At 67.1% G+C, this 25931-nt stretch carries 17 protein-coding genes; 7 read left to right on the top strand and 10 right to left on the bottom strand.

What is annotated here, in order from left to right; all coding sequences use genetic code 11:
* Window positions 1-32: 32 nt before the first annotated feature.
* Window positions 33-1142, bottom strand: a complete 1110-nt coding sequence (locus tag VHP37_16580) for a mandelate racemase/muconate lactonizing enzyme family protein (protein ID HEX2827970.1) — start codon at window positions 1140-1142, stop codon at window positions 33-35.
* Between the two features lie 36 nt (window positions 1143-1178).
* On the opposite strand from VHP37_16580, the gene VHP37_16575 reads away from it, so the two are divergent.
* The gene (locus VHP37_16575) at window positions 1179-2375 is read left to right on the top strand and encodes a CopD family protein (GenBank protein HEX2827969.1); all 1197 of its coding nucleotides are present in this window, start codon (window positions 1179-1181) and stop codon (window positions 2373-2375) included.
* On the opposite strand, the gene VHP37_16570 is transcribed toward VHP37_16575, so the two are convergent.
* Together VHP37_16570 and metG are read right to left on the bottom strand one after the other, a co-directional pair.
* Entirely contained in the window at window positions 2372-3112 is a 741-nt protein-coding gene (locus VHP37_16570; GenBank protein ID HEX2827968.1) for a hypothetical protein, read from the bottom strand. The genes VHP37_16575 and VHP37_16570 overlap by 4 nt on opposite strands.
* Window positions 3113-3117: 5 nt before the next feature.
* Window positions 3118-5220 (bottom strand): methionine--tRNA ligase, encoded by a 2103-nt coding sequence (gene metG, locus VHP37_16565; GenBank protein ID HEX2827967.1) that lies wholly within the window; start codon window positions 5218-5220, stop codon window positions 3118-3120.
* Window positions 5221-5609: 389 nt separating this feature from the next.
* Between metG and apbC the strand changes: the two genes are divergently transcribed.
* The 3 genes from apbC (at window position 5610) to VHP37_16550 (ending at window position 9694) form a co-directional block, all read left to right on the top strand.
* On the top strand, window positions 5610-6698 hold the full coding sequence (gene apbC, locus VHP37_16560) for an iron-sulfur cluster carrier protein ApbC (GenBank protein HEX2827966.1): 1089 nt from the start codon (window positions 5610-5612) through the stop codon (window positions 6696-6698).
* A 115-nt stretch (window positions 6699-6813) separates the two neighbouring features.
* A complete protein-coding gene (gene dcd, locus VHP37_16555; GenBank protein HEX2827965.1) occupies window positions 6814-7386 on the top strand; it encodes a dCTP deaminase in 573 nt (190 codons plus the stop codon).
* Between the two features lie 52 nt (window positions 7387-7438).
* Window positions 7439-9694 (top strand): arginine/lysine/ornithine decarboxylase, encoded by a 2256-nt coding sequence (locus tag VHP37_16550; GenBank protein ID HEX2827964.1) that lies wholly within the window; start codon window positions 7439-7441, stop codon window positions 9692-9694.
* A 146-nt stretch (window positions 9695-9840) separates the two neighbouring features.
* Here the strand turns inward: VHP37_16550 and VHP37_16545 are convergent, their stop codons facing one another.
* The 5 genes from VHP37_16545 to VHP37_16525 all read right to left on the bottom strand — a co-directional run bounded on the left by VHP37_16545 (window position 9841) and on the right by VHP37_16525 (window position 21530).
* Window positions 9841-10794, bottom strand: coding sequence for a tripartite tricarboxylate transporter substrate binding protein (locus VHP37_16545; protein ID HEX2827963.1), 954 nt, complete (start codon window positions 10792-10794; stop codon window positions 9841-9843).
* Window positions 10791-11759: a zinc-binding dehydrogenase gene (locus VHP37_16540; GenBank protein HEX2827962.1), complete on the bottom strand. Its 969-nt coding sequence runs from the start codon at window positions 11757-11759 to the stop codon at window positions 10791-10793. The genes VHP37_16545 and VHP37_16540 overlap by 4 nt, the downstream gene beginning before the upstream one ends.
* Window positions 11756-13906 carry a penicillin-binding protein 1C gene (pbpC, locus tag VHP37_16535; GenBank protein ID HEX2827961.1) on the bottom strand — a complete coding sequence of 717 codons (2151 nt, stop codon included), beginning with the start codon at window positions 13904-13906 and terminating at the stop codon, window positions 11756-11758. The genes VHP37_16540 and pbpC overlap by 4 nt, the downstream gene beginning before the upstream one ends.
* A 132-nt stretch (window positions 13907-14038) precedes the next feature.
* Complete coding sequence (locus VHP37_16530) at window positions 14039-19876, bottom strand: MG2 domain-containing protein (protein HEX2827960.1); 5838 nt, start codon at window positions 19874-19876, stop codon at window positions 14039-14041.
* Between the two features lie 259 nt (window positions 19877-20135).
* Window positions 20136-21530 carry an amidase gene (locus VHP37_16525; protein HEX2827959.1) on the bottom strand — a complete coding sequence of 465 codons (1395 nt, stop codon included), beginning with the start codon at window positions 21528-21530 and terminating at the stop codon, window positions 20136-20138.
* Window positions 21531-21578: 48 nt separating this feature from the next.
* Between VHP37_16525 and VHP37_16520 the strand changes: the two genes are divergently transcribed.
* On the top strand, window positions 21579-22448 hold the full coding sequence (locus VHP37_16520; protein HEX2827958.1) for a hypothetical protein: 870 nt from the start codon (window positions 21579-21581) through the stop codon (window positions 22446-22448).
* Here the strand turns inward: VHP37_16520 and VHP37_16515 are convergent.
* Window positions 22438-22785 (bottom strand): hypothetical protein, encoded by a 348-nt coding sequence (locus tag VHP37_16515; GenBank protein HEX2827957.1) that lies wholly within the window; start codon window positions 22783-22785, stop codon window positions 22438-22440. The two genes, VHP37_16520 and VHP37_16515, sit on opposite strands and share 11 nt — an antisense overlap.
* 38 nt (window positions 22786-22823) lie before the next feature.
* Between VHP37_16515 and VHP37_16510 the strand changes: the two genes are divergently transcribed.
* Both VHP37_16510 and VHP37_16505 read left to right on the top strand, forming a co-directional pair.
* Window positions 22824-23780: a tripartite tricarboxylate transporter substrate binding protein gene (locus tag VHP37_16510; protein HEX2827956.1), complete on the top strand. Its 957-nt coding sequence runs from the start codon at window positions 22824-22826 to the stop codon at window positions 23778-23780.
* On the top strand, window positions 23777-25201 hold the full coding sequence (locus VHP37_16505; protein ID HEX2827955.1) for an MmgE/PrpD family protein: 1425 nt from the start codon (window positions 23777-23779) through the stop codon (window positions 25199-25201). The genes VHP37_16510 and VHP37_16505 overlap by 4 nt, the downstream gene beginning before the upstream one ends.
* On the opposite strand, the gene VHP37_16500 is transcribed toward VHP37_16505, so the two are convergent.
* Window positions 25178-25915 (bottom strand): hypothetical protein, encoded by a 738-nt coding sequence (locus VHP37_16500; protein HEX2827954.1) that lies wholly within the window; start codon window positions 25913-25915, stop codon window positions 25178-25180. The genes VHP37_16505 and VHP37_16500 overlap by 24 nt on opposite strands.
* Between the last annotated feature and the right edge of the window lie 16 nt (window positions 25916-25931).

The raw sequence follows: 25931 nt of genomic DNA, 5'->3' as shown, positions 1-25931 counted from the left end.
GGTCGAAAAGTAGGGTGCGTGCTAACGCACCGCTAACGGACGCGATAGCGTTCCACCATGTCCGGATCGAGCTGGATGTCGAACCCCGGGCCAGGCGACACCGTGAACCATCCATTGTCGATCTTCGGCCGGTTCACCCACAGGGTCTGCCACACCGGGTCGCGCGCAGGATCGCCGAAGCATTCGGCGTACGTGCCGTGAGGCACGGCGGAGAGCAGTTGCTGCGAGATCTGCGATTCCTCGTGGTGCGCCATCTCGATGCCCGATGCGGCGCAGATCGCCGCCGCGCGCCGCCAGTCGGTGACGCCGCCGCCTTCGGAGACGTCGTAGTTGACGAAGTCGACCGCGTTCGCGTCGACGAGCCGGCGGATCGCGTGGCTGGTGATCTCCGATTGGCCCGCGGTCACCGGAATGCGAATCGACTGACGAACGCGCGCCATCATCGCCGCGTCGTCGTACCAGTGGCACGGTTCTTCGAACCAGCGGATGTTCAGGTGCTCGACGCGCCGCGCGAAGTCGATCGCGTCCTGCGCGCCCCAGCCCCGGTTGGCGTCGACCATGAGGACGAAATCGTCGCCGGCGGCCTTGCGCGCCGCGGCCACGCGCTGCGCGTCTTCCTCCGGCGAGCGGCCGCCGACCTTGAACTTGCAGCCGGCCATGCCTTCGGATCTGTACAGCTCCATCTCGCGGCCGATGTCGGCGAGCGTCTTGCCTTCCATGTAGTAGCCGCCGATCGAGATGATCTGCAGCCGGTCGCGATAGCCGCCGAGAAGCTCGCGCACGCTCTTGCCCAGCGCCTTGCCGACGAGGTCCCACACCGCGCAGTCGACGCACGCGATCGCTTCGAGCAGCAGCTTGCGGTCGCGGCTGACGTGCGAGAGCGCGAACATCTTCTCCCAGATGCGCTCGGTCTCGAAGAGGTTCATGCCCTCGATGACGGGGAAGATCTCGTCGCGCACGAGGCGCACGATCTCGCCGACGTGATCGCGGTTGTCGCCGTTGTACACTTCGCTCGTGAGACCGTCGCTCGTCGTTAGGCGGGTGACGACCGTGCAGCGCTTGAGGACCGAATAAGTCGCGCCGCCGAAGTTCTTCGACAGCGGGATGTCGATGGCTATGGGTTCGATGCGTTCGAGCTTCATCGGGGGAGTTCGCTTGGTAAGAAGCGCTTCATTGTAGTGGACGCGCCGTGGCGGCTGCGCGTCGTGCATGCGTTGTTCGTGCTGCTGCTGTCGTCGGCCGCCGGGACGGCGGGCGCGCACACGCGGCTGCTCGCGGCCGAGCCGGCGGGCGGCGCGGTGCTCGACGCGGCGCCGGCGCGGATCACGCTGCGCTATTCGACGCGGGTTGCGCCGGTGCGTCTCGCGCTGAGCGGCGCCGACGGCACGCAGGTCCCGGTGACGGCCTCGGCCGAGGGCGCCACGCTGATCGTAGCGCCGGCGTTCGCGGCGGCGTCCTCCGGTGTGTATACGTTGCGCTGGCGCGTCGCCGGCGCGGACTCTCACGCCGTTTCGGGGGCGCTCTCTTTCCGCGTCGGAGCCGGCCCGCCGCCCGCCGCAGAGCCGCCGGCCGCCGCTGCGGACGACGACGAGAAGATCCGGATTGAAGCCAGTCCCGACCACGCGCTGCTGGTCGCTCTGGTGTTGCTGCGCGCGGTGTTCGTGTTCGCGATCCTCGCCGCGGCCGGCGCGATCCTGTTCAGGCTGGTCATCGCGGAATCCGACGGCGTGCCCGTGCGCGCCATTGCAGTGCTCGGGATCGCGGCGCTGGCGGCGCTCCATGCGCTCATGCGCGGGACGATCGGCGCGGCCGCGACCCCGCTGCTCGGTCCCGCGCTCGCCGTGGCAGGGCTCGCGGGCATGGCGGCGTCGCGTCGCGCGATCGCGACCGCAGGGGTCGTGCTCGCCATCGGCGGACTCGCGCTTTGGGGCCACGCGTCGTTGGGGCCGCCGGTCGTCGGGCAGGCGCTATTCGCGCTGCACGTGGCCGCGGCAGCGTTCTGGGCCGGCTCGCTGTGGCCGCTGTACACGCACGTGCGCAGGGGCGAGCGCGCCGGCGCGATCGTCGCCCGCTACTCGCGCATCGCGCTGTGGGTCGTCGCCGCGCTCGCCGCTATCGGGCTCGCGCTGGCGTGGTCGCGGCTCGGCTCGGCGGCGGCCGTCGTCGACAGCGCCTACGGCCGGGTGCTCCTCGTGAAGATCGCGTTGTTCGCGGTGCTGGCGTGCATCGCGCTCTGGAACCGCTTGCGTCTCGCGCGGCGCCTGCCGCACAGCGCGACGGCGCTCGCCCGCACGATCGACCTGGAGCTCGCGCTGATGGTGCTCGTCGTGATCGCCGCGGCGTGGCTGAGCGCGCTGCCGCCGCCCGCCGCTTAACCGACGCGGCGCGCGGCGTCGGCGAACGCGGCGAGATAGATCGCGGCGACGATCACGCCCGCCGCGGTCCACGCGCAGACCCACGCGACGCCTTCGATCTGGTGCGCATCCGTGAAGATCGCGAAGCTCATCTGGCCGCTGAAGAAGAGGTACGCCGCGGCGAGCATGCAGATACCATACTCGGCGCGCCGGCCGGCGACGCGAAACGCCGCCGCGATCAGCGCGAACACCGCGGATGCGTTGTGCGACAGCACGCTCGCGGCGCCGTGCTGGTGGTGCCCGGTCACGAACAGCGCGAAAGCGGCCGAGAGGATGAGCGCGTGCACGCCGGTCGCGCGGTCGAGCGCGCGCACGTAAAGCAGCGCGAAGACGCCGACGGCCGCGATCAGCGCCATGAAGCCGACGTGGAACTGCTCGGCGGCGCCCGGGTTATCGAGGATGCCGAGCGGCGGGTGCGAGTAGAAGGTATCGCCGAGGATGTAGGCGACGCCGGCGACGACCGCGAGGCGGCCTTCCCATCGCACCAGCGTGCGCGCATCCGAGGGCCCGACCATGGTCAGCACCGCGCTGGCCGCGAGCAGCGCGCACGGGAGGAGGTGGCCGAAGTATTCGTTGGTCGCCGGCTTGACCGTGAACGTGCCGACGGCCGCGCACGCGAGCGTCACCAGCGCGCATTGCGCCGCGAGCAGCAGCGTGTGCTTGAACGCCGGCGGCGCGCTCGCGGCGTGCGCGTCCATGCGCGCTACTTGATCTTCATTCCGGGCTCCGCACCCGAATCCGGCGACAGGATGAACAACCCCGGCGCATCCCCCGAAGCGGCCAGCACCATCCCTTCCGACATGCCGAACTTCATCTTGCGCGGCGCGAGGTTGGCGACCATCACGGTGAGACGGCCTTTGAGCTTCTCGGGATCGTAGGCCGACTTGATGCCGGCGAAGACCTGGCGCGTGCCCAGCGGGCCGACGTCGAGGGTGAGCTTGAGCAGCTTGTCCGCGCCTTCGACGTGCTCGGCGTTCGCGATGCGCGCGACGCGCAGGTCGACCTTCGAGAAATCGTCGATCGAGATATGCGCCAGCTCCGCGGACGCCGCGGGTTTCTGGCCTTCGTTCGTCGTCTTCGGTGCTGAGCCTTCCACTGTCTTCTCCTGTCGTTTCGGCGCCGCCGGCTGCAGCGTCTCGGCGTTCGCCTTGACCAGCGCATCGATCTGCTTCGCGTCGACGCGCGTCAAAAGGTGTGTATAGGGGTTGATTACATGGCCGGGAGCGAGCTCAGCTTCGATATCTTTCCATTCGAGCGTCGCCAAATTCAGCATTTTCGCGACGCGGCCGGCCGTTTCGGGCAGCACAGGAGCGAGCATCACGCTGATCCAGTGAAATGCATTGAGCGCGATGGTACAGACGACCTGCAATTCGTTGTCGCGGCCCGGCTGCTTTGCAATTTCCCAGGGCTTGATGCGATCGATGAACTGGTTGGCCTGATCGGCGTAGGACATCACAGCGCGCAAAGCCTTGCCGAACTCCCGTTTGTCGTAGGCGTCGGCAGCCGCTTGTGCGGCCTCGCGAGCCGCTCCCCGCAGATACCCTTGCTCAAAGGCGAGCGCGTCTGAAACTGTCCCGCCGAGCCGGCCGCCGAACCGCTTCACGATGAAATTGGCGCACCGGCTCGCGATGTTCACGTACTTGCCGACGAGGTCGCTGTTCACCCGCGCGACGAAGTCGTCGAGGTTCAGGTCGATGTCCTCCATCGTGCTGCCTAACTTGGCTGCGTAGTAATAGCGCAGCCACTCGGGGTTGAGCCCCTGCTGCAGATAGCTCTCCGCGGTGATGAAGGTGCCGCGCGACTTCGACATCTTCTCGCCGTTCACGGTGAGGAAGCCGTGGGCGTAGACGTGCGTCGGGGTGCGCTTGCCCGAGAACTTCAGCATCGCCGGCCAGAACAACGCGTGGAAATACAGGATGTCCTTGCCGATGAAATGCACCATCTCGGCGGTGGAATCGGGGCCGACGAAGCTGTCGAAGTCGAGCGATGCGCGTTCCGCCAGCTTCCTGAAGCTGCCCAGATAGCCGATCGGCGCGTCCAGCCAGACATAGAAGTATTTGCCCGGCGCGCCGGGAATCTCGAAGCCGAAGTACGGCGCGTCGCGCGAGATGTCCCAGTCGTTGAGCCCCTGGTCGAACCACTCGCGGATCTTGTTGCGCGCTTCGGGCTGGAGGTGCTCGTCGGCCTGCGTCCATTCTTCCAGAAAGGCCTTGCAGCGCGGGTCCGAGAGCTTGAAGAAGTAGTGGTCCGAGGTCTTGCGCACCGGCGCGGCGCCCGAGACCACGGAGTAGGGGTTCCTGAGGTCGGTCGGGCTGTAGGTCGAGCCGCACACCTCGCACGAGTCCCCGTACTGGTCTTTCGCCCCGCACTTCGGACACTCGCCCTTGATGAAGCGGTCCGGGAGGAACATCGACTTCACCGGGTCGTAGAACTGCTCGACCGGTTTGACGTCGATCAACCCGGCGGCCTTCAGGCTCCCGTAAATTTCGTTCGAGAGCTGCCGAGTCTCGTCGGAATGCGTGGTGTAGTAGTTGTCGAACGCGATGTGGAAGCCCGCGAAATCGCGCTGGTGCTCCTCCAGCACGCGGGCGATCAGCGCCTCGGGCGTGATGCCTTCCTTCTCGGCGCGCAGCATGATCGCGGTGCCGTGCGTGTCGTCCGCGCAGACGTAATGCGCCTCGTTGCCGAGCATCTTCTGGAAGCGCACCCAGATGTCGGTCTGGATGTACTCGACGAGGTGCCCGAGGTGGATCGAGCCGTTGGCGTACGGCAGGGCGGAGGTGACGAGGATGCGGCGGGCTGCCATACGAACGAATGTGAACGGCTAAAGGGGCGAATTCTAACCGATCGCCCTCGCAGACACCCCGTTACGGCGCCCGCCGACGATGCAGAAAACGCCTGCGGTCAGCAGGGCCGGCTCGCGCCACGGCGCGAGCCGGACGAAACCTGTCCGCACCGCCACGGTCAACAAGAGCATGGACACGCAGAAGGTCGCGGCGTAGCCGCGCAGGCCGCCGAGCGGCCGGTGGCGGCCGGGGCGGCATCACTGCCTGCTGTCCATTGTTGCAGTCCGGCGCCCGAGCTTGCCGGCGCCGGATGGCGGCCGATTCTGCACCAATCCGCGCTCAATTGTTTAGAATTCGGCCCTTATCTTCTCCGCGGCGGCGCGAAGCCGCGGCGCAATCGAGGTCTCCCATGGCAGTCACCGAGCAGCAGGTGCTTGACGCACTGAAAGAGCTTACCGATCCCAACACGCGCAAGGACTACGTCTCGTCCAAGTCCGCGCGCAACGTCAAGGTCGACGGCGATGACGTCTCCGTCGACGTCCTCCTCGGCTATCCGGCGAAGAGCCAGGTCGAGCCGATCCGCAAGGAGATCACCGCGAAGCTGCGGGCCATTCCCGGCGTGGGCAGCGTCACCGCGAACGTCTCGATGAAGATCGTGCCGCATGCGGTCCAGCGCGGCGTGAAGCTCATCCCCGGCGTGCGCAACATGATCGCGGTCGCGTCCGGCAAGGGCGGCGTGGGCAAGAGCACGACGGCGGTCAACCTCGCGCTCGCGCTGGCCGCCGAAGGCGCGTCGGTGGGGGTGCTGGACGCGGACATCTACGGTCCTTCGCAGCCGATGATGCTGGGCATCACCGGCCGCCCGCAGTCCAAGGACGACAAGCACATGGAGCCGATGGAAGGCCACGGCATCCAGGCGATGTCGATCGGTTTCATGATCGACGTCGACAATCCGATGGTCTGGCGCGGCCCGATGGCGACCCAGGCGCTCGAGCAGCTCGCGAACATGACCCGATGGCGCGATCTCGATTACCTGATCGTCGACCTTCCGCCCGGGACCGGCGACATCCAGCTCACGCTCGCGCAGCGCCTGCCGGTCACCGGCGCGATCATCGTCACCACGCCGCAGGACATCGCGCTCATCGATGCGCGCAAGGGCCTCAAGATGTTCGAGAAGGTCGGCATCCCGATCTTCGGCATCGTCGAGAACATGAGCCTGCACATCTGCAGCCACTGCGGGCACGAGGAGCCGATCTTCGGCAGCGGCGGCGGCGAGCGGATGGGCAAGGACTACAACGTCGAGCTGCTGGGCCAGCTGCCCCTGGACATCAAGATCCGCGAGCAGGCCGATTCGGGCATGCCGAGCGTGGTGGCCGACCCCGACGGCCGCGTCGCCCGGATCTACAAGCAGATCGCCCGCCGCGTGGCGGTGAAGATCGCCGAGAAGCAGCAGGACCACTCGGCCGCGTTCCCCAAGATCGTCGTGCAAAATACGTAATCGGTGCAATGAGAGGAGACAGGGGAGAGGAGAGAGGAGAGCCGCGTCGCAGCGCTGACGCTCTCGTGCTCCCTGCGCTTTTTCTCCTCTCTCCTTTCTCCTATCTCCTCTCCAGATGAGCATAAAGAGCGACAAGTGGATCCGCCGCATGGCGGACACCCACCGCATGATCGAGCCTTTCGAGCCCGGTCAGGTCAAGCAGGCGAACGGTCACAAGCTGGTGTCCTACGGCACGTCGAGCTACGGCTACGACATCCGCTGCTCCAGGGACTTCAAGATCTTCACCAACATCAACACCACGATCGTCGACCCCAAGGCGTTCGACGAGCGCTCGTTCGTCGACTTCCACGGCGACGTGTGCATCATCCCGCCGAACTCGTTCGCGCTCGCGCGGACGGTCGAGTACTTCCGCATCCCGCGCAACGTGCTGACGATCTGTCTGGGCAAGTCGACCTACGCGCGCTGCGGCATCATCGTCAACGTGACGCCGCTCGAACCCGAGTGGGAAGGCTACGTCACGCTCGAGTTCTCGAACACCACGCCGCTTCCCGCGAAGATCTACGCGAACGAAGGCGTGGCGCAGGTGATCTTCCTGGAGTCCGCGCCGGGCGACGAGTGCGAGACATCGTACAAGGACCGCGGCGGCAAGTACCAGGGCCAGGTCGGTGTCACGCTGCCGAAGATCTGAATCGGCCGCACGAACCTTGCATGTCTCGCCGTTTCGGCCGGAGGAATAATCCGTGAGATTTCGCTTTCCCGTCATCATCATCGACGAAGACTTCCGCACCGAGAACGCGAGCGGGATGGGCATACGCGCCCTCGCCAAGGCGATCGAGGAAGAGGGGATGGAGGTCGTCGGCGTCACGAGCTACGGCGATCTCTCGAGCTTCGCGCAGCAGCAGAGCCGCGCGAGCGCGTTCATCCTGTCGATCGACGACGAGGAGCTCGGCGTCTCGACGCCCGAGGAAGCCGCGGCGACGGTGGGGCAGTTGCGCAAGTTCGTCAAGGAGATCCGGTTCCGCAACGCGGACATCCCGATCTTCCTGTACGGAGAGACGCGCACCTCGCGCCACATTCCGAACGACGTGCTGCGCGAGCTCCACGGCTTCATTCACATGTTCGAGGACACACCGGAGTTCGTCGCGCGCTACATCGTGCGCGAATCGAAGACCTATCTCGACAGCCTCGCGCCGCCGTTCTTCCGCGCGCTGGTGCACTACGCGCAGGACGGCTCGTACTCGTGGCACTGCCCGGGGCACTCCGGCGGCGTGGCGTTCCTCAAGAGCCCGGTCGGCCAGATGTTCCACCAGTTCTTCGGCGAGAACATGCTGCGCGCGGACGTCTGCAACGCGGTGGAAGAGCTCGGCCAGCTCCTCGACCACTCGGGCCCGGTCGCGGCTTCGGAGACCAACGCCGCGCGCATCTTCAACTGCGACCACCTCTTCTTCGTCACCAACGGCACGTCGACGTCGAACAAGATGGTGTGGCACTACAAGGTCGCGCCCGACGACGTGGTGATCGTCGACCGCAACTGCCACAAGTCGATCCTGCACGCGATCACGATGACCGGCGCGGTGCCGGTCTTCCTGATGCCCACGCGCAACCACCTCGGCATCATCGGCCCCATCCCGCGCGAGGAGTTCCGCTGGGAGAACATCGAGAAGAAGATCCGCGAGAACCCGTTCGCGCGCAACTTCAAGGGCAAGCCGCGCGTGCTCACGCTCACCCAGAGCACGTACGACGGGATCATCTACAACGTCGAGACGATCAAGGAGATGCTCGACGGCAAGATCGACACGCTGCACTTCGACGAGGCGTGGCTGCCGCATGCGACGTTCCACGAGTACTACCGGAACATGCACGCGATCGGCAAGGACCGGCCGCGCTGCAGGGAATCGATGATCTTCTCGACGCAGTCGACTCACAAGCTGCTCGCGGGATTGTCGCAGGCCTCGCAGATCCTGGTGCAGGACTCGCAGAAGCTCGTGCTCAACGCGCACGCGTTCAACGAGTCGTATCACATGCATACGTCGACCTCGCCGCAGTACGCGATCATCGCCTCGTGCGACGTCGCGGCGGCGATGATGGAGCCGCCCGGCGGCACCGCGCTGGTGGAAGAATCGATCCAGGAGGCGATCGACTTCCGCCGCGCGATGCGCAAGGTCGACGCCGAGTTCGGCAAGGACTGGTGGTTCAAGGTGTGGGGGCCGGAGCGCCTCGCGGCCGAGGGGATCGGCAGCCGCGAGGACTGGATGCTGCGCTCGAACGAGCGCTGGCACGGTTTCGGCGACCTCGCGCCGGGTTTCAACATGCTCGACCCGATCAAGGCGACCGTGCTGTCGCCCGGCCTCGACGTAACCGGCAAGTTCGCGAAGACCGGGATCCCGGCGATCATCGTCACGCGCTATCTCGCCGAGCACGGCATCATCGTCGAGAAGACCGGCCTGTACTCGTTCTTCATCATGTTCACCATCGGCATCACCAAGGGCCGGTGGAACACGCTCGTCACCGAGCTCCAGCAGTTCAAGGACGATTACGACAAGAACAGCCCGCTGTGGCGCGTGATGCCGGAGTTCCTGAACCACTTCCCGTCGTACGAGAAGATCGGTCTGCGCGACCTCTGCGACCAGATCCACGGCGTGTACAAGGCGAACGACGTGGCGCGGCTCACCACCGAGATGTATCTCTCGAACATGGTGCCGGCGATGAAGCCGGGCGACGCGTGGTCGAAGATGACCCACGGCGAGATCGACCGCATCGGCATCGACGACCTCGAAGGGCGCATCACCAGCGTGCTGCTCACGCCGTACCCGCCGGGCATCCCGCTCCTCATCCCCGGCGAGCGCTTCAACAAGACGATCATGGGCTACCTGCAGTTCGCGCGTCAGTTCAACGGGCAGTTCCCGGGCTTCGAGACCGACATCCACGGGCTGGTCGTCGAGAAGCGCAACGGCGAGCTCAAGTATTACGTGGATTGCGTGAGAGCCGAGGTCTGAGGCGATGCGTTACGGCTGCCGCCTGACGCACCCTACGCGCTCGTGCGCGTCAAAATGGATTCCCGATCACTTCGCGCTGGCGCGCGGTCGGGAATGACGGACATCGTCATCCCCGCGAAGGCGGGGATCCATTTTGACTTTCGACCTCACTCCAGCTTCAGATTCACATCCTTGATCAGCTTCGCCCACTTCTTCTGCTCGTTCTTGAGGAACGCCGCGTAATCCGCCGGCGAGCCGCCGGCGGCCTCGATCCCTTCTTTGAATAGCTGAGCTTTCGCGTCTTCACTCGCGAGCACTTTCGCGATGGCGCCGTTCAAGGCCGTGACGATCGCGAGCGGCGTCTTGCCGGGCACGACCACACCCCAGTAGCCGACCGATTCGTAACCGGGCACGCCCGCTTCGGAGATCGTCGGCACGTCGGGAACGACCGCCGTACGCTTCGCGCTGGTGACGCCGAGCGCGCGCAGGCGGTTCGCGCGAACCTGCGGCAGCGCGGGCGGCAGCGTCGAGAACATCATCTGCATCTCGCCCGCCAGCAGCGCCGTCACCGCCGGTCCGGTGCCTCGATACGGCACGTGCTCGATGTTGGCGCCGGTGCGCAGCTTGAAGAGCTCGCCCGCGAGATGGGTGTTGCCGCCGGCGCCGCTCGAGCCGAAGTGCAGCCGGGTGCCGCCGGGGCGTGCGAGCGCGATCAGCTCCTTCACCGAATTCGCGGCGACCGAAGGATGCACGACGAGGATGTTCGGCGCGACCGCCGCGAGCGACACCGGCACGAAATCGCGGTCGCTGTCGTACGGCAGCTTCGAATAGATGAGCGGGTTGAGCGAATGGCCGGTGCCGGCGAGCAGCATCGTGTGGCCGTCCGCAGGCGCCTTGGCGGTGAGCTCCGCTGCGATGATGCCGTGCGCCCCGCCGCGGTTGTCGATCACGACCGGCTGGCGGAAGAGGTCCGACAGCCGCGGCGCGATCACGCGCGCGATGAAGTCGTTGCCGCCGCCGGGCGGGTAGGGAACGATGAAGCGCAGCGGTTTGGAGGGATAGGCGTCGGCCGCGTGTGCGCTCACCGCCGCCAGCAGCAATGCGGCCGCGAGCGCCCTCACGCGACTTTCACCACGACCTTGCCCACCATCGCGTTCGATTCCATGTAAGCCTTCGCCGCCGGCAGCTCGTCGAACGCGAACACGCGGTCCACCACCGGAGAAATGCGGCCGTCTTCGAGCGCCGGCAGGATGTCCCGCACGAAGCCGCGCGTGGTCTCGAAGCGCTTCTCCGGCGGGAGCTTGGCGTTCGAGATGCCGAAGACGTGGATGCGGTTCAGATGCACGTCGGCGAGGTCGATCTGCGAGAGATACTCGCGGTCGACGTAGCCGACGATCGCGATGCGCCCTTCGTAGGCCATCGAGCGCAGCAATTGCGGGAAGACCGAGCCGCCGACGAGGTTCACGCCGAGATCGGCGCCGCCGGTCGTGGCCTGTTTGACCGACCTGGCGAAATCGGGCGAGCGCGAGTCGACGACGAGGTCGCAGCCGATCGCTTTGAGCTTTTCGCCTTTGTCGGGCGAGGTCGTGGTGCCGATCGAGCGCGCACCGAGCACCCTGGCGATCTGGATCGCGCACACGCCGACGCCGGACGAAGCGCCCGCGACGAGCAGCCATTCGCCGCTTTCGAGCCCGCCGTATCTCACCGTCGCTTCGTACGCGGTGAGGAAGCCGGAGGGTATCGCAGCGGCTTCTTCCCACGACAAGCGCTCGGGCATGCGCATGATCTGGCCTTCGAACATCGCCGAGTACTGCGCGAACGTGCCGCGGGCGCGTCCCATTACGCGATCGCCGACCTTCCACGCGGTGACGCCCGGGCCGACCGCGTGTATCACGCCCGACGCCTCGGTGCCGCCGAGCTTCTCCGCGCCGCCGTGCACCGCGCCGCCGACGATGAGCTCGCCGCGATTGAGCCCCGCGGCGTGCACCTCGACGACCACTTCGCCCGCTTTCGGCTGCGGCATCGGCACTTCGCGCGCTTCGAGCACCGACTCGCTGCCGCGCTCGAGTATCCAGTACGACTTCATCCGTTCCTCCTCTGTCTCAGCCCCCGCACTTCGAACTTCACGCGGTCGAGCTCTTTGCCGTCCGCCGATTTCAGCACGAGCTCGCGCCGGCCGGGCGGCGGCAGCCACATGAACGGTTTGTCCGCGCGCGCTTCGCGCCCGTCCTCGAAGACGAAGCGCGCGTTCTTCGGCGCGCCGCGCGCGCTGACCACCAGACGCTGGCGCGCCGCGGGAATGTCGGGATCGATGGCGTAGATCGCGCCGTTCGCAGGCGTCTCGATCTTCGCGCCGACCGAGCGCGCGAGCGTGACGACCTCGGCGCGCTCGGTGCCGGCGAGAAAGAGCTCGTCGCGGTCGGGCTCGACGTTGCCGGTGTAGTGGATGCGCTGCCGCACCACGCCTTCGGGCACCGGCGGCGCCGCGGGGGCGTCGCCTTCGTGCAGGTAATCCATCACCTCGCGCCAGATCGGCGCCGCGCCGTCGATGCCCGAGACGTCGTGCATCGGCGCGCCCGAGAAGTTGCCGACCCATACCCCGACGGTGTAACGGCCCGAGTAGCCGACGGTCCAGTTGTCGCGCATGTCCTTGCTCGTGCCGGTCTTCACGCTCGCGCGGTAGCGCGTCGCGAGCGGGCTCGCGAGGCCGAAGGTCATCGCTCGCGCGGCGGGATCGGCGAGGATGTCCGAAACGATGTAGGCGGCGCGCGGATCTACCGCGGAACCTTCCCTCCCCCTCAGGGGGAGGGCTAGGGTGGGGGTGGATTTGACCGGCGCGACCCTGCCGCCATTTGCAAGCGCACGATACGCATTCGAGAGCGTCAGCAGCGTCACCTCCGCCCCTCCGAGCGCCAGCGAATAGCCGTAGTGGTCGGCATCGCGCGGAAGCTCGAACCCCAGGTCTTTCAGCCTGCGATAGAACGCCTCGTAACCGGTCAGCGCGAGCGTGCGCACCGCCGGGACGTTGAGCGACGACGCGAGCGCCTGGCGCAGCGAGACGTGGCCCTTGAACGTGTGATCGTAGTTCTGCGGGACGTACAGCCCGGTCGGCAGGGTCACCGCGAGGGGGGAATCGTCGAGCACCGACGCGGCGGTCAGCAGACGCTTCTCGATCGCGAGCGAGTAGAGGAAAGGCTTCAGCGTCGAGCCGGCGAGGCGCGGCGCGGTCACGCCGTCGACTTCGCGCGCGCTCGACAGCTCGCCGCTCGAGCCGACCCACGCGAGGACCTCGCCGCTGTCGTTGTCGAGCACGACCAGCGCGCCGTCCTCGACGTTGCGTCCGGCGAGCTCGCGGATGTGGCGTTGCAAGGTCGACAGCGCGAATCGCTGGAGCGGGGCGTCCAGCGTGCTCTTCAGACGCTCGCCCGGCGTCTTCAGCAGCTTGTGCGCGAGATGCGATGCCGCGCCGTCGAGCTCGCGCTCCAGCCGGCCGGGGCGCAGCCCGGCCGAGGCGAGTCCTTCGGCGATGAGACAGTCGTACTCCACGCGATCCAGCAGCCCACACGCACGCTTCGCCACGCGCGACGCAGCGGCGTTCGGCGAGCGCACCAGCGCGGCCAGCAGCGAGCTTTCGATGCGGTCGAGCCCTTGCGCGGTCTTGCCGAACAGCGCGCGCGACGCGGCGTCCAGCCCTTCGAGCTCACCCCGGAACGGCGTCAGGTTGAGCCACGCTTCGAGCACCTGCCGCTTGTCCCACGCCCGCTCGATGGCGAGCGCCTGGCGCATCTGGCGCCACTTGTCGAGCAGGTTGCGACGGCCGCTCGCTTCGAGCTCCGGATTGAGATATGCCGCAAGCTGCATCGTGAGCGTGCTGCCGCCGCGCCGCGCACCGGTGACCGTCTGCTTGAGCGCCGCCGGCAGCGCGGCCCAGTCGACCCCGCCGTGCTCTTCGAACCGCCGGTCCTCGGACGCGAGCACCATCGCCTTCAGCGCCGGCGAGACGTCGCCCGCCGCGACCCACTCACCGCGCCTGCGCTCGTGATCGATGCGCACCTTCGACAGCGGCACACCATTGCGGTCGAGCAACCACGCGTCGGAGGAATGCCACGAGCCTTTGACCGATTCGAAAGAGGGAACAGGATAGGGCGCGATGAAGAACGACGCGGCAAAAGCGGCCGCGGCGATAGCCGCAGCGGCGCCGGTCCGGCGCCAAAACGCGCGGTGCGTTACCACGCACCCTACGGCTCGTCGCGCAACCACGAACGGCTGCACGAGCCGCTTGGCGCCCATGGTTTTCACCTTGCTCTGATCTTGCTTTGCGCCCTTGCCTTTCACCTTCGCGTCCTTGTCCTTCCCTGCTGTGCTCTAGGGCTTAACCGCCACCGCCTGGTTCGGCAGCTCACCAAACATCTCGGGCGCATAAAGCGCTTCGACGCGCGTCGAGGGCAGATCGAAACGGCCGGGATTATTCAATCGAACCGTGTACTCGATCTTGAATTTCCCCTTCGGCACGAACTGGTAATACGCGCGATAGGCCTCGTGCGTGCGCTCGATGAACGTCGGCGTCGCCCAGCCCGCCTGCTTCTCGCCCTGCGTCAGCGTCGCCGCGTCGCGCCCCAAACCCGAGCCGAGGATCAGCGCGCCGCTCGGGATCGGATCGTCGATCACCACCCACGTCATATCGCTCTGTGCGTCGACGTCGAGCGTCACGCGATACACGTCGCCGCGCGACCAGGTCCCGCGCTCCTTCTGCTCGACCGGCGTCACCGTTCGCGCGATCGAGTAGCCGGTGAAGAGCGGCGCTTTCAAAGGCAGCGCCGCGCGCGACTGCACGATCGCCCATGGCGCGCCCGGACCGCTGTGCGCGATGGTCAGCGTCTCGCGGCCCGACGGCCATTCGATGTTCTGCGTCTGGCGCTCCTTGCCGACTTTGGCGGGCAATGATCTGTCGCCCAACGTGATCGTGGCCGTGCCGCCCGCGGCGGTCTTCTCGAAAGCTTCGGAGAAACGCGCCATCGCCACCGTGCCCCACGCGTTCGCGACCGTCGTTCCCCAGTGCCCGCGCTTCTGCCGCGACAGCGTGCCGCGCACCAGGCGGCCGACGTCCTCTTTCCAGTCGGCGTCGTCGAGCACCGCGATGAGCGCGCGGTTGGCGTTCACGTCCGCCGACGCCATCAGCCACCACAGCGCGTCGTTGCGCTCGGTGGAGAACGTCATCACCGTGCCCTGGAAGTTCATGCGTCCGCGCAGCAGCCCGAGCGCTTCCTTGAGACGCTCGTCGCGCTGCGGCACGTTCTTCACGCGCTTCAGGATGCCGATCCAGTCGATCAGCGCGGAGGTCGGCCACAGCGCCGGATCGATGGTGATCGAGTCGAGCATCTTCGGCCGCGCCTTGTCGTGGCGCGACAGCGCCTCGATCGCCGCCAGCTTTCGGATCGTGAGATCCGCGGTCGGCAGCGCGCCGTAGCGCGTGATGCGTCCGGTCGCGAACGCCTCGAGGCCGGCGAGCATGCGGTCGATCGCGCCGTCCGGCCATTCGCGCCCGCTGTCGTCCGCGATCTGTATCAGGTAAGCGGTGAGCGCATCGCTGCCGTCGATCCGATCGATGGGGAAGTAGCGCGCGAGCCCGTCGCGGTCGAGATAGTTGTAGATGCTCGACGACAGCGCGTTCCACAACGGGTCGTCGCCCAGCCCGATCGCTTTCGATGTGCGCTGCTCGAGGCAGGTGTACGGGTACTTCGTGAAGTACTCGCGCACCGCGGACAGCTCCGAGCCCAGCGAGCCCATGACGTCGACCCGCACGCCGCCGCGCCCGGCGATCGCATCGGCCGGGCGCTCCACCGGGAGCTCCAAAGGCTTGTCGACGCGCGCGAGCGTCGCCTGGAACACGCGCACCGGATGCACTTCGATCACTTTCTGATTGGTCCGCAGCCGATCCTGTCCGCTGCCGCCGGCGGCGATCACTTCCCAGTACAGCCGCTCGACGCCGACGGGCGTTTTGGTCGGCACGGTGACGATTCGCGCTTCGTTGGCAGTGAGCTGGATGCTCGACTCGCCGCTCGAGAGCGTCTTGCCGGTTTTGTCGTCGGCGGGCTTGTCGCGCACCGTCCACGAGAACCTGGTCGCGAGCGGCTGCGCGGTCGAGTTGCGCAGCGTGAACATCGCGTTGAACTCGTCCTGCTCGCGCACCACCGGTGGCAGCCCCGAGAACAGCATCAGGTCCTGCGTGGTGCGCACCGTGGTCGAGCCGTGGCCGAACTTCATCGCGCCCGCGTTGGCGACCGCGACGATGCGAAAGCTCGTCAACGAATCGTTGAGCGGGATGTCCATCGAGGCGCGGCCCTGCGCGTCGAGCGGCACGCGGCCTTTCCACAGCAGCAGGGTGTCGAAAAGCTCGCGCGCGCCGCCGCGCCCGCCGCCGCCGCCCGGTGCGACCGCCTTGCGCCCGAAGTGACGCTTGCCGATCACCATGCCCTGCGCGGTCGCGGTCATCACTTCGACCGGACGCTCGCCGAGCAGCGCTTCGAGGACGTTCCACGAAGTGTTGTCCATGAGCTCGAGCAGACCCTCGTCCACCGCCGCCAGCGCGATCTCGCCGCCTGCGGCGGGTTTGCCGTCGGCATCGGCGACCTGGATCGCGACGCGCGCGGTATCGCGCACCTTGAGCACGTCGCGCTCGGGCGTCACCTTGACGTTGAGCGTGTAGTCGCGGCGGCCGACCTTGATCTCGGTCATGCCGAGCTTGTACGCGGGCTTGGCGAGATCGACCAGCGCGGTGGGACGCGTATCGCGCTCGACCGGCACCTCGTCGACCAGACCGAGCCAGTAACCGATCTTGTAGATCCAGCGCTTGAGCCATGCATACGGGCCCGGCTGCTCGGGATCGACGCGGCCGCGCAGCGCCAGCGCCGAGACGTAGACGTTGGGGCAGTAATTGCCGAGCACCGGCACTTCGACCGTCGGCGACTTGGCGTCGAGCTCGACGACCTTCTGCCACAGCACGCCTTCGCGCTCGACCGTGACGAGCACCGTCGCCTGGCGGAACGGCATGCGCACCTGGAACTTCGCGGTCTCGCCGGGCTCGTAGCGCTTCTTCTCGGCGATGAGATCGATGCGGTCGTTATTGCTCGGCTCGAACCACCATTCCTCGTCGCCCTGCACCCAGACGCTGGAGGTCGCAAAGCCTTCGTTGCCTTTGTCGTCCTTGGCGCGCGCGACGAGGATGAGCTCTCCCGACGCCTTGGGCTTCACGGTGCAGAACATGAAACCGCGCGCATCGGTCGATCCCGAGCAGGCGGAGCCGACGCGCCTGGTCTCGGTCGTCGTGTCGTAGGCGTAGAAACCGCCGACGAGGCGCCGCCGGTTCGAAAAGCTCTTGCGCTCGTACACGTCGACGGTGACCGAACGGTTCGCGAGCGGTTTGCCCGCGGGGTCGAGCGCGACGACCTGCGCGCGCACCGATTTCTTGTTCGCCGCCCAGCCTTCGGGTTTGATGCCGACGTACACCCCCGACGGGTGCAGTGGTACGCGGCTGGAGACTGCGAGCACTTCGCCGTTGGGGTCGGCGTATTCCATCTCGACGAGCAGCGTCGCCGGCCGGTCGATCGGCGGCAGCTTGTCGACAGGCAGCTTCGCGGTGCCGGCGGCGTCGAGGGACAGCGAGCGGACGGTGGTCGGTCCGCCGGACGACGTGGCGGGCCCGGTGCTGTCCTCGTCGGGGTCGTACGTCGCCCACAGGTCTTCGATCTCGCCTTTCTCGACGCCTTCCTTGACCGGCTTGCCGCCGAACTGGAAATCGGAGTAATCGCGGAAGTCGACGCTGCGCTGCTCGACGCGATAGCGCATCTTCACCGGGATGTTCGCGGCTGCGCCGCCGGAGAGATAGGTCACCGCGGCGTCGAGCTTCAGCTCTTTGGGCCTGACCGCCGGCTCTTTCGGCGGATTGAGCACCGCACGCATGAGCGGGACGCGGAACGCTTCGACGCGGAAGCTCGCGCGCGAGACCACGCCGCGCTTGCCGGGCCACGAGATCTCGTAGGTGCCGAGCTTGGCTTCCTGCGGGATCTGCCAGGTGCTCTCGGCGATGCCTTGTGCGTCGAACGACGTCGACACCTTGTATTTCTGGCCGCTGCCGACGTGCTCGATCTCGAGGCCGGTCGGCTCCTCATCGCTCTGGGGAATGCGAAAGCCCGCCCCGACCGGCACGCGCGCGATGTGCTTCATGCTCACCGTCTCGCCGGCGCGGAACAGCATGCGGTCGAGCACGGTGTGCACGTTCACCGGCCCGCGCGCGCGCCGCGTGTGGTTGAGCCTGAAGTTCCACGGCTGTATGCCTTCGTTCCAGCTCGAGTACGTGAAGGCGAGGTCTTCGCCCACGCGCGCGAACGCGACGAGCACGCGCTCGTAATCGCCGCAATGCGTCACCGTTTCCTCGGGCGGCAGCTTGTCGCCCGCGAGCGCGAGGCCGCTGGCGTCGGTCTTGCCTTCGAACCAGACCTTGCCGGTGCAGTCGCGCACCGTGACGGCGGCGTTCGGTACCGGCTTGCCCTTGTCGAGCGAAGTCACCCAGACGAGCGAGCTTTCGCGCCCGTGCTTCAGGTGCACCGCGAGGTTGGTGACGAGCACGCTGGTGGAGACGTAGTACGGCTTGTCCTCGCCGTGCAGCGCGCGCCCCAAGCGCGGGCTCGCGAGCTCGACGACGTAGAAGCCCGGGCGCTTCAGCGGAATGCCGATGACCTCCATCTCCTTCTCGCCCTGGGCGCGGGGCACTTCGAAGGTCGCGGCTTTCTCGTTGCGGCCGATCGCGGGAATCTCGCCTTCGCGGATGTCCTTGTCGGTTTCCTTGCGCGCGCGCGTCTCGTGGCCGCGGCGCATGAAGTCGCGATGGCGCTTGAGGATGGCGGCCTCGTCGTCGAGCCGCAGCGTGCGCCCAGGAATGGCGGCGCCCATCTGCACCTGGCGGCCGGCGAGCTTCGCTTCGACGTTGCGCACCGTCAGCGGCAGCAGCGGATCGGCATTGAGCTCGAGAATGCCGAAGCGTCCGGGAAACTTCGCGAGCGGCGGGAACTCGTCGGTCTGCGTGGTGAGCGGGAACGCGTCCTTGTTCGCCGGCTCGCGGTCGGCGTCGTCCTTGAAGCTGCGCGGAAGCTCGACGGTGAAGCTCGTCTTCTCGGGGAAGGGCGGTTTGAACTCGACCGAGCCGACGCTGCTCACGTCCTTGTCGAGCGTGGGCTCGAAGGTCTTGCCGTCCTTCGCCTTGAGACGGATCTTTTCGGCGGCGTCGCGCGGCACGCTCGCGTTGAAGTCGAGCACGATCGGCGTCACCGGCAGGCACGCCGCGTCCTTGTTCACGCGCTGGCACGTGAGCTTGACCGTGAACGCATCGCGAACCTTGTACGCGAGGCGCTGGGGCTGGCCGCGCTCGATGCCGCTCCTGGTCTTGACCGTCGGCCCGATGACCAGCGCCGCCTTGGCGCCGGCGGGCAGCCGCTGCGCGCAGCGCACCGCGACGATCGGCAGATCCTTCCAGCGCTTGTCCTCGAGCTTGAAGCGCGCGAACGGGATCTCGATGCGCCGGCTCTCGAAGTACACGTTGTAGAGGTAATAGGCGCGGCGGCGGTTCGCTTCGAGGAGCTCTTTGGTCTCTTTCTCGGACACGAGCTTGACCGGGATGCGCTCGTTGACGCCGTCGGCTTCGCACCACGCGCCGGAGAGGCTGCCGGTGTCGATGGCCGAGTCCATGGCGAGGATGAAGACCTGTTCCTCGTCGATCTCGTCCTCGCCTTCGTGCGGCATCGAGGTCTTCACCGCGGGACCGCCGGTGTTGAACGAGAACTCCTTGTTGCCTTCGATCGGCTGGCCGTTCACCGCCTTGAAATCGCCTTTGAGCGTGAAACGGCAGCGCTGACCGGCGGGAAGATCGGATTCGAAGTCGTAGACCCAGTTGCGCGTGTCGGCCCAGCGCCCGCGGCCTTTCGCGGCGTCGCCTTCGCACTGCACGTTGAAGGGATCGGCCAGCCGCGGATCGCCGAACGCGACCACCGGCTCGGAAAAGCGCGCGGTGACCTGGCGCACGCCTTTGGCCTGGCCCTGCGGATTGAAGAACTGGACCGAAGGCGCGGCGAGCGCGCCGGAGCCCGTCAGGGCGAATGCTGCGCAGATCAGCGCGCGGCGGACCGTTTCTTTATGACGGCGGAAATGCATGACCTCTCCCGCAACGATTCTTGTTGCGGGGGATCATAGCGCACGAGTGCGGTTTATCTCGGCTGTCGACGACGACGTTGACCGACGAATGCGGCATCAGACCCGACCCGCCGCGCCTCCTGGTCGCCGCAACCCACGTCCTTTCGAGCGCGAAACCCCGTTCGCGGAAGGTCAACACACGACCATCCGCCACGAACGGCGCGCTCGAACGGACTGCGGCTCTAAGTCGGCGCAACGGGCCGGGTCTGACGCCGTGGTCTTATCCGAGCGTTTGGAGCGCCGGCGTGCGCGTATGCCACTCGGTCGCCTGCTCGTAGGCCCAGCCGATGCGCAGAACCCGCGCTTCGTCGTAGCCGCGTCCGACGAACTGCAGCGAGAGCGGCAGGCCGCGGCTCGTGTAGCCGCACGGCAGCGCGAGCGCGCACATATCGAGAAGGTTGACCGCGCGCGTGAGCAGGCTCATCGGCGCGACGCGCTGGTCGACTTCGGTGAGCGGGATCGCGGGGAACGGCGTGGTCGGCGTGACGAGGGCGTCGCAGCCTTTCATGTTGCTTTCCAGCTCTTCCGCGAGGCGGCGGCGCTCCTCGAGGATGCGGATGTACTCGAAAGCGGGAATCTTGCGGCCCCAGTCGAGGCGCTTGCGGACGTCCGCATCCATCGGCGGCTCGTTCGAGTCGATGCGCGCCTGCATGCGCGCATACCCTTCGGCGGCGATGACCTTGCCGGTCGCCTCGGCGAGCGCGCTGTAGGTCGCGGGCACCGCGACCGGGACGATCGTCGCGCCGAGCGAGCGCAGCACCTCGAGCGCGTGCTCGAACGCTTTCGAGGTTTCGGCGTCGATCTCGCCGAGCGCTTCGGCGGGCAATGTGCCGAAGCGCATGCCGCGGATGCCGTTCTTCAGGTCGCGCAATACGTCGGTGCGCTGGTGTGCGAGCGTGCGCGCGTCGTTCGCGTCCGGACCGTGGATCGCATCGAAGATGAGCGCCGCGTCTTCGACGTCGCGCGTCATCGGTCCGAGGGTGTCGAGGGTGTCGGAGAGCATCATCGCGCCGAAGTTGCTGACGCGGCCGACGGTCGCCTTGAGGCCGACGATGCCGCAGAGGCTCGCGGGGATGCGGATCGAGCCGCCGGTGTCGCTGCCGATCGCCGCCGGCGCGAGCCCGGCGGATACGGCGACGCCCGATCCGCTGCTCGATCCGCCGGGAACGCGATGCGTCGCGAGATCCCACGGATTCCACGGCGCGCCCGCGACGGTGTTGGTGCCCCAGCTTCCGAACGCCGCTTCGACCATGTGGGTCTTGCCGAGCGCGATCATGCCGGCGCCGGTCAGGCGGCGCACCACGGTCGCGGTGATGTCGGGATGCTGGTCGGCGCCGACCGATCCGCCGCGCGAGACCTTGCCTTCGATGTGCAGCAGGTCTTTGAAAGCGATGGGAATGCCGTCGAGCGTTCCCATCGCTTTGCCTGCCTCGCGGCGCGCATCGGCGCGCTCCGCCGCTGCGCGCGCGTCGCGCTCGTAGACCTCGGCGTATGCGTGCAGCTTCGAATCGAGCCGCTGTATGCGCCCGAGATACGCGTCGACGAGCGCGGCTGCGGTGAGCTCGCGTGTCTTCAGTCCGGAAGCGAGGACGTGGATGGGATCGAAGGGGTTCATGGACGTGTGCTACGCTCGATGAAGAAGCTTCGAGTTTAGCGAGGACGCATGAGCGCAGCGCAACAGACGCGGATTCCCTACGAGCTTGCAGACGAGCGCGCGCCGCTCGCCGCGCCGCGCGGCAAGCCCCTCATCGTCCATGTCGTCGTCAACGTCGAAGTCTGGCCTTTCGACAAGCCGATGCCGCGCGGCATCCTGACGCCCCCGCACGGGCAGGGCGCGGTGCCCGACCTTCCGAACTGGAGCTGGGCCGAGTACGGCCTGCGCGCCGGCATGCCGCGCTTCTTTCGGGTGCTCGACGGACTGCCGGTGAGCTGCGCGATCAACTCGGACATCATTACCGCGTATCCGGGGCTCGCCGAGCGCATCCGGGCCGCTCGCTGGGAATGGATCGGCCACGGCGTCTACCAGCAATCGGTCAAGAGCGTGCCCGACGAGCGCGCCATGATCGCCGAGGCGAAAGCCGCGGTCGAGCGCTACACCGGCACGCGCATGCGCGGCTGGCTCGGCCCGGGCCTGCAGGAGACGTTCGAGACGCCCGACGTCTTGAAGGCGCTCGGCTTCGATTACGTCTGCGAGTGGGCGATCGACGACCAGCCTTCGTGGATGCGCACCGAGCACGGGAAGCTCGTGTCGATCCCGTACAACTTCGAGACCAACGACAGCGTGATCTACGCGGTCGAGAAGCACAGCTCCTCGCAGGCTTTGAAGCGCCTCGAAGCGACGCTCCAATGCTTCGAGCGCGAGCTCGCGCAAGGGCCGCGCCTACTCACCGTCCCGCTGCACCCGCATCTCATGGGCGTCCCGCACCGCATCGCTTTTCTCGAGCGCTTCATCGAGCGCCTGAAGGCCCGCAGCGACGCGGTGTTCATGACCGGTGCCGAGATCGCCGACTGGTTCGTCGAGGCTACTGCGTGAAGCGCGCGACGACCGGCCCTGTTCTCCGGGCGCGCGACTTCACCTTGGGACGGATCACGGGCATCCAGCGGCCGGTGTCGGACAGCGCTTTCCACTCGGGCGTGAGGTGCAGGTTCTCGCGGTCCATGAAGTACACCGCGGTATAGACGAGATAGCCTTTCTCGTTGGGCTCGGCGTCCTTGAAGCGGATGACTTCACGCACGCCCTCGAGCTTCATGATGGTCGGGATGTGGTCGTTGTCGTAGATGTCGTTGAACTCGGCTTCGTCTTCGGGCGAGATCTCGAAGGTGATGGTCATGCAATAGGGAGCGACGTTCGATGATTTTTTCGCGGGCATGTCGTGGCACCTCTCCTCAAGTCGAGGCCCATCATACGATGAGAGCCGCTCTCGCGGGCGCGCTCGTCGCGCTGTTCGCTGCAAGCGTGCAGGCGCAGGAATATCCTGTTAAGCCGATCCGCTGGATCATCCCGTATCCGACCGGCGGCACCTCGGATTTCCTGGCGAGGCTCATCGGGCAAAAGCTGACCGACGCCTGGAAGCAGCCGGTCCTCGTCGACAACCGCTCGGGCGCCAACGGCAACATCGGCACCGAGATGGCGGCCAAAGCGCCGGCAGACGGTTACACCATCCTGCTCGTCGCGAGCACGTTCACCATGAATCCGTGGGTGTATCCGCACATGCCGTTCGACACCGAACGCGATTTCGCTGCCGTGACGACGATCCTGTGGCAGCCGTACCTGCTGTCGGTGCATCCGTCGCTGCCGGTACGGACCGTGAAGGAGCTGATCGCGCTCGCGCGCGCACGTCCCGGCGCGATCGATTACGGTTCGGGCGGAGTGGGCAATGCGACGCACATCGCGGGCGAGCGCTTCGCGTCCATGGCGAAAATCAGGCTCAACCACGTGCCGTATCGCGGCGTCGGTCCCTCGATCACTGCGCTCCTCGGAGGCGAGGTGCAGGTGCTCTACGCCTCCTCGGTCGCGGTGCAGCCGTACATCAAGAGCGGGCGCATGCGCGTGCTGGCGGTGACCGGCGAGAAGCGCGTCGCGCAATTGCCGGACGTCCCGACGGTCTCCGAGTCCGGCGTGCCCGGATACGTCGAAGGCAACTGGCAGGCGGTACTGGCGCCGGCGAAGACGCCGCAGGCTGTGATCACGCGCCTGAACCACGAGCTGGTGCGGATCATCCGGACGCCGGAGATCACCGCGCAGATCCTCCAGGTCGGCGCCGACGTGATCGCGAACTCGCCCGAAGAGACTTCGGCGCTCATCCGCACCGACCTCAAGAAATACGCCGAGGTCATCAAGCGGCTCAACATCAAGATGGAATGACGATGACGCGAGGGCCGAGCGCCGCGGGAGCGGGAGAGGGGACGCCGGAGTATCTGGATGCGATCGCGCGCTTCGTCTGCACGACGCGGTTCGAGGACTTGCCTGCCGCTGTCGTCGAGCGGACGAAGCACCTGCTCGCGGACCTTTTCGCGATCGTCACCGCCGGCAACCAGAGCGACGAGATGCGAGCGCTCGCGGCGCGCTATCTCGCCGACGCGCCTCCAGGCCCGAGCTGGGTGATCGGCACGCGGCATCGCGCGAGCGCGCGCGACGCGGGCTTTCTCAACGGCGCCGCGAGCACGTGGCACGACTACGACGAAGGGAACACGATCGCGTGGTCGCATCCCGGCAGCCAGACGTTTCCGGCGGCGTTCGCGGCCGCACAGGCGCTGGGCGTGTCCGGACGCGATCTGCTGCTCGCGTGTGTGCTCGGCTACGAGGTCTGCGCGCGCGTCGGCATGGCGGCGCAGATGCGCATGTCGGTGCATCCCCACGGCACCACCGGCACGATCGGCTCGGCGGTCGCGATCGCGCGGCTGAAACGATTCGACGAAGCGCGGGTGCGCTCGGTGGTGAACGTCGCCGCGACGATGGCCATGACGACCAACCGCCAGGCGATGCTCGACGAGGCGACCGTGCGCAACGTCTATTCCGGCCACAGCGCGCTCGCGGGCAGCCTCGCGGTGCAGCTCGTCGACTCGGGTTTCACCGGCCAGCGTGACGGCATCGGCTTCACGTACGGGACCGTGATCGCCGACGGTTTCGATCCGGCGCGTTATGTGGAGGGGCTCGGGCGCGACTGGCTCATCCTGCACGGCTATTTCAAGCTGCACCCGTCGGGGCGATACTCGCACGCGGCGATCGATGCGTTGCAGGACGCGCTCGCCAGGCCGGAGAGTCATAGCCTCGATATCGATGCGATCGAGCGCATCGAGGTGAAGGCCTTCCGCATGGCCGCGCTGCTGTCGGGCAAGAAGATCACGACCAGCTTCGGCGCCAAGTTCTCGATCCCGTTCGCGCTCGCGACGATCCTCGTGCACGGAAAGTCCGGCATCGGGAGCTTCGACCTGCCCGCCGTGCAGAGCCCGCGCGTGCAGGCGCTCGTCGCGAAGATCGACGTGACCGAAGAGCCGGCTTACACCGGGGCTTATCCCGACCAGCAGATCTGCGACGTGGCGATCCACCTGCGCGGCGGGCGAAGGGTGACGGGACGCTGCGAGACGATGAAAGGCGAGCCTTCCGATCCTCATCGTCCCGAGGACGTGCGGCAGAAATACTTCGACCTGATGACGCCGGTGTGGGGCGAAGCGCGCGCGGCGGACCTCTACCGGGAGCTGCTGTCACTCGAGAACGTCAGCGACATGCGCACCTTCGGCCAACAAAAATCCGGGTCAGAGTCAGATTTCTTGCACGTAATGTGACTCTGACCCGGATTTTCGCTGGATGAAGTTGGCGATCCAGCGGGCGGTCACGTCGTGGTCGGTCGGCGTGGACAGCGACGCCAGCGCCTTATCGACGGACTCTGCGCCGATGCGGTCGCGGCGGGTCTCGAGCAGCGCCCGCTCGTAGGCTGCGGGAAACTCGGGATGGCCTTCGATGCCGAGCATCGTGTCGCGCACCTTGAACATCGCGACGGGGCAGTGGGGCGCGACCGCGAGCACCGTGCTTTCGGGAGGCAGCTTCAGCACCTGGTCGCCGTGCATGTACTGGAGCTTGCAGTGCGCCTGCGGCGGCTGCATCCACGGCTCGGGCTTGACGATGTCCATGTCGAGCACGCCGATGCCCCAGCCCTGGTCGGCCTTGGCGACGTGGCCGCCGAGCGCCTCGGCGAGCACCTGGTGGCCGAAGCAGATGCCGACGAACGCCTTGCCGTCGTCGCGCACGTCGCGCACGAACGCCTTGAGCGCTTCGATCCAGTCGAGCTTGTCGTACACCGAGTGCCGCGAGCCGGTGCAGAGATAGACGTCGTGCGCGTCGGTGGACGCGGGGATCTCTCCCTGGCGCACGTCGTAGCGCGTGAACTCGAGTCCCGGGACGTGGGGCTTCAACAGCGCTTCGAACATGTCCTGGTAGCCGCCGCCGATGTGGCGGAAGCGCGAGGAGACGTCGTCGCAGACGAGTAGGCCGATGTTCATGAGCGTCATCCTGCAC

Source organism: Burkholderiales bacterium, assembly GCA_036262035.1.
Lineage (GTDB): Bacteria > Pseudomonadota > Gammaproteobacteria > Burkholderiales > SG8-41 > JAQGMV01.
This window is presented reverse-complemented; position numbering and strand designations above follow the sequence as displayed.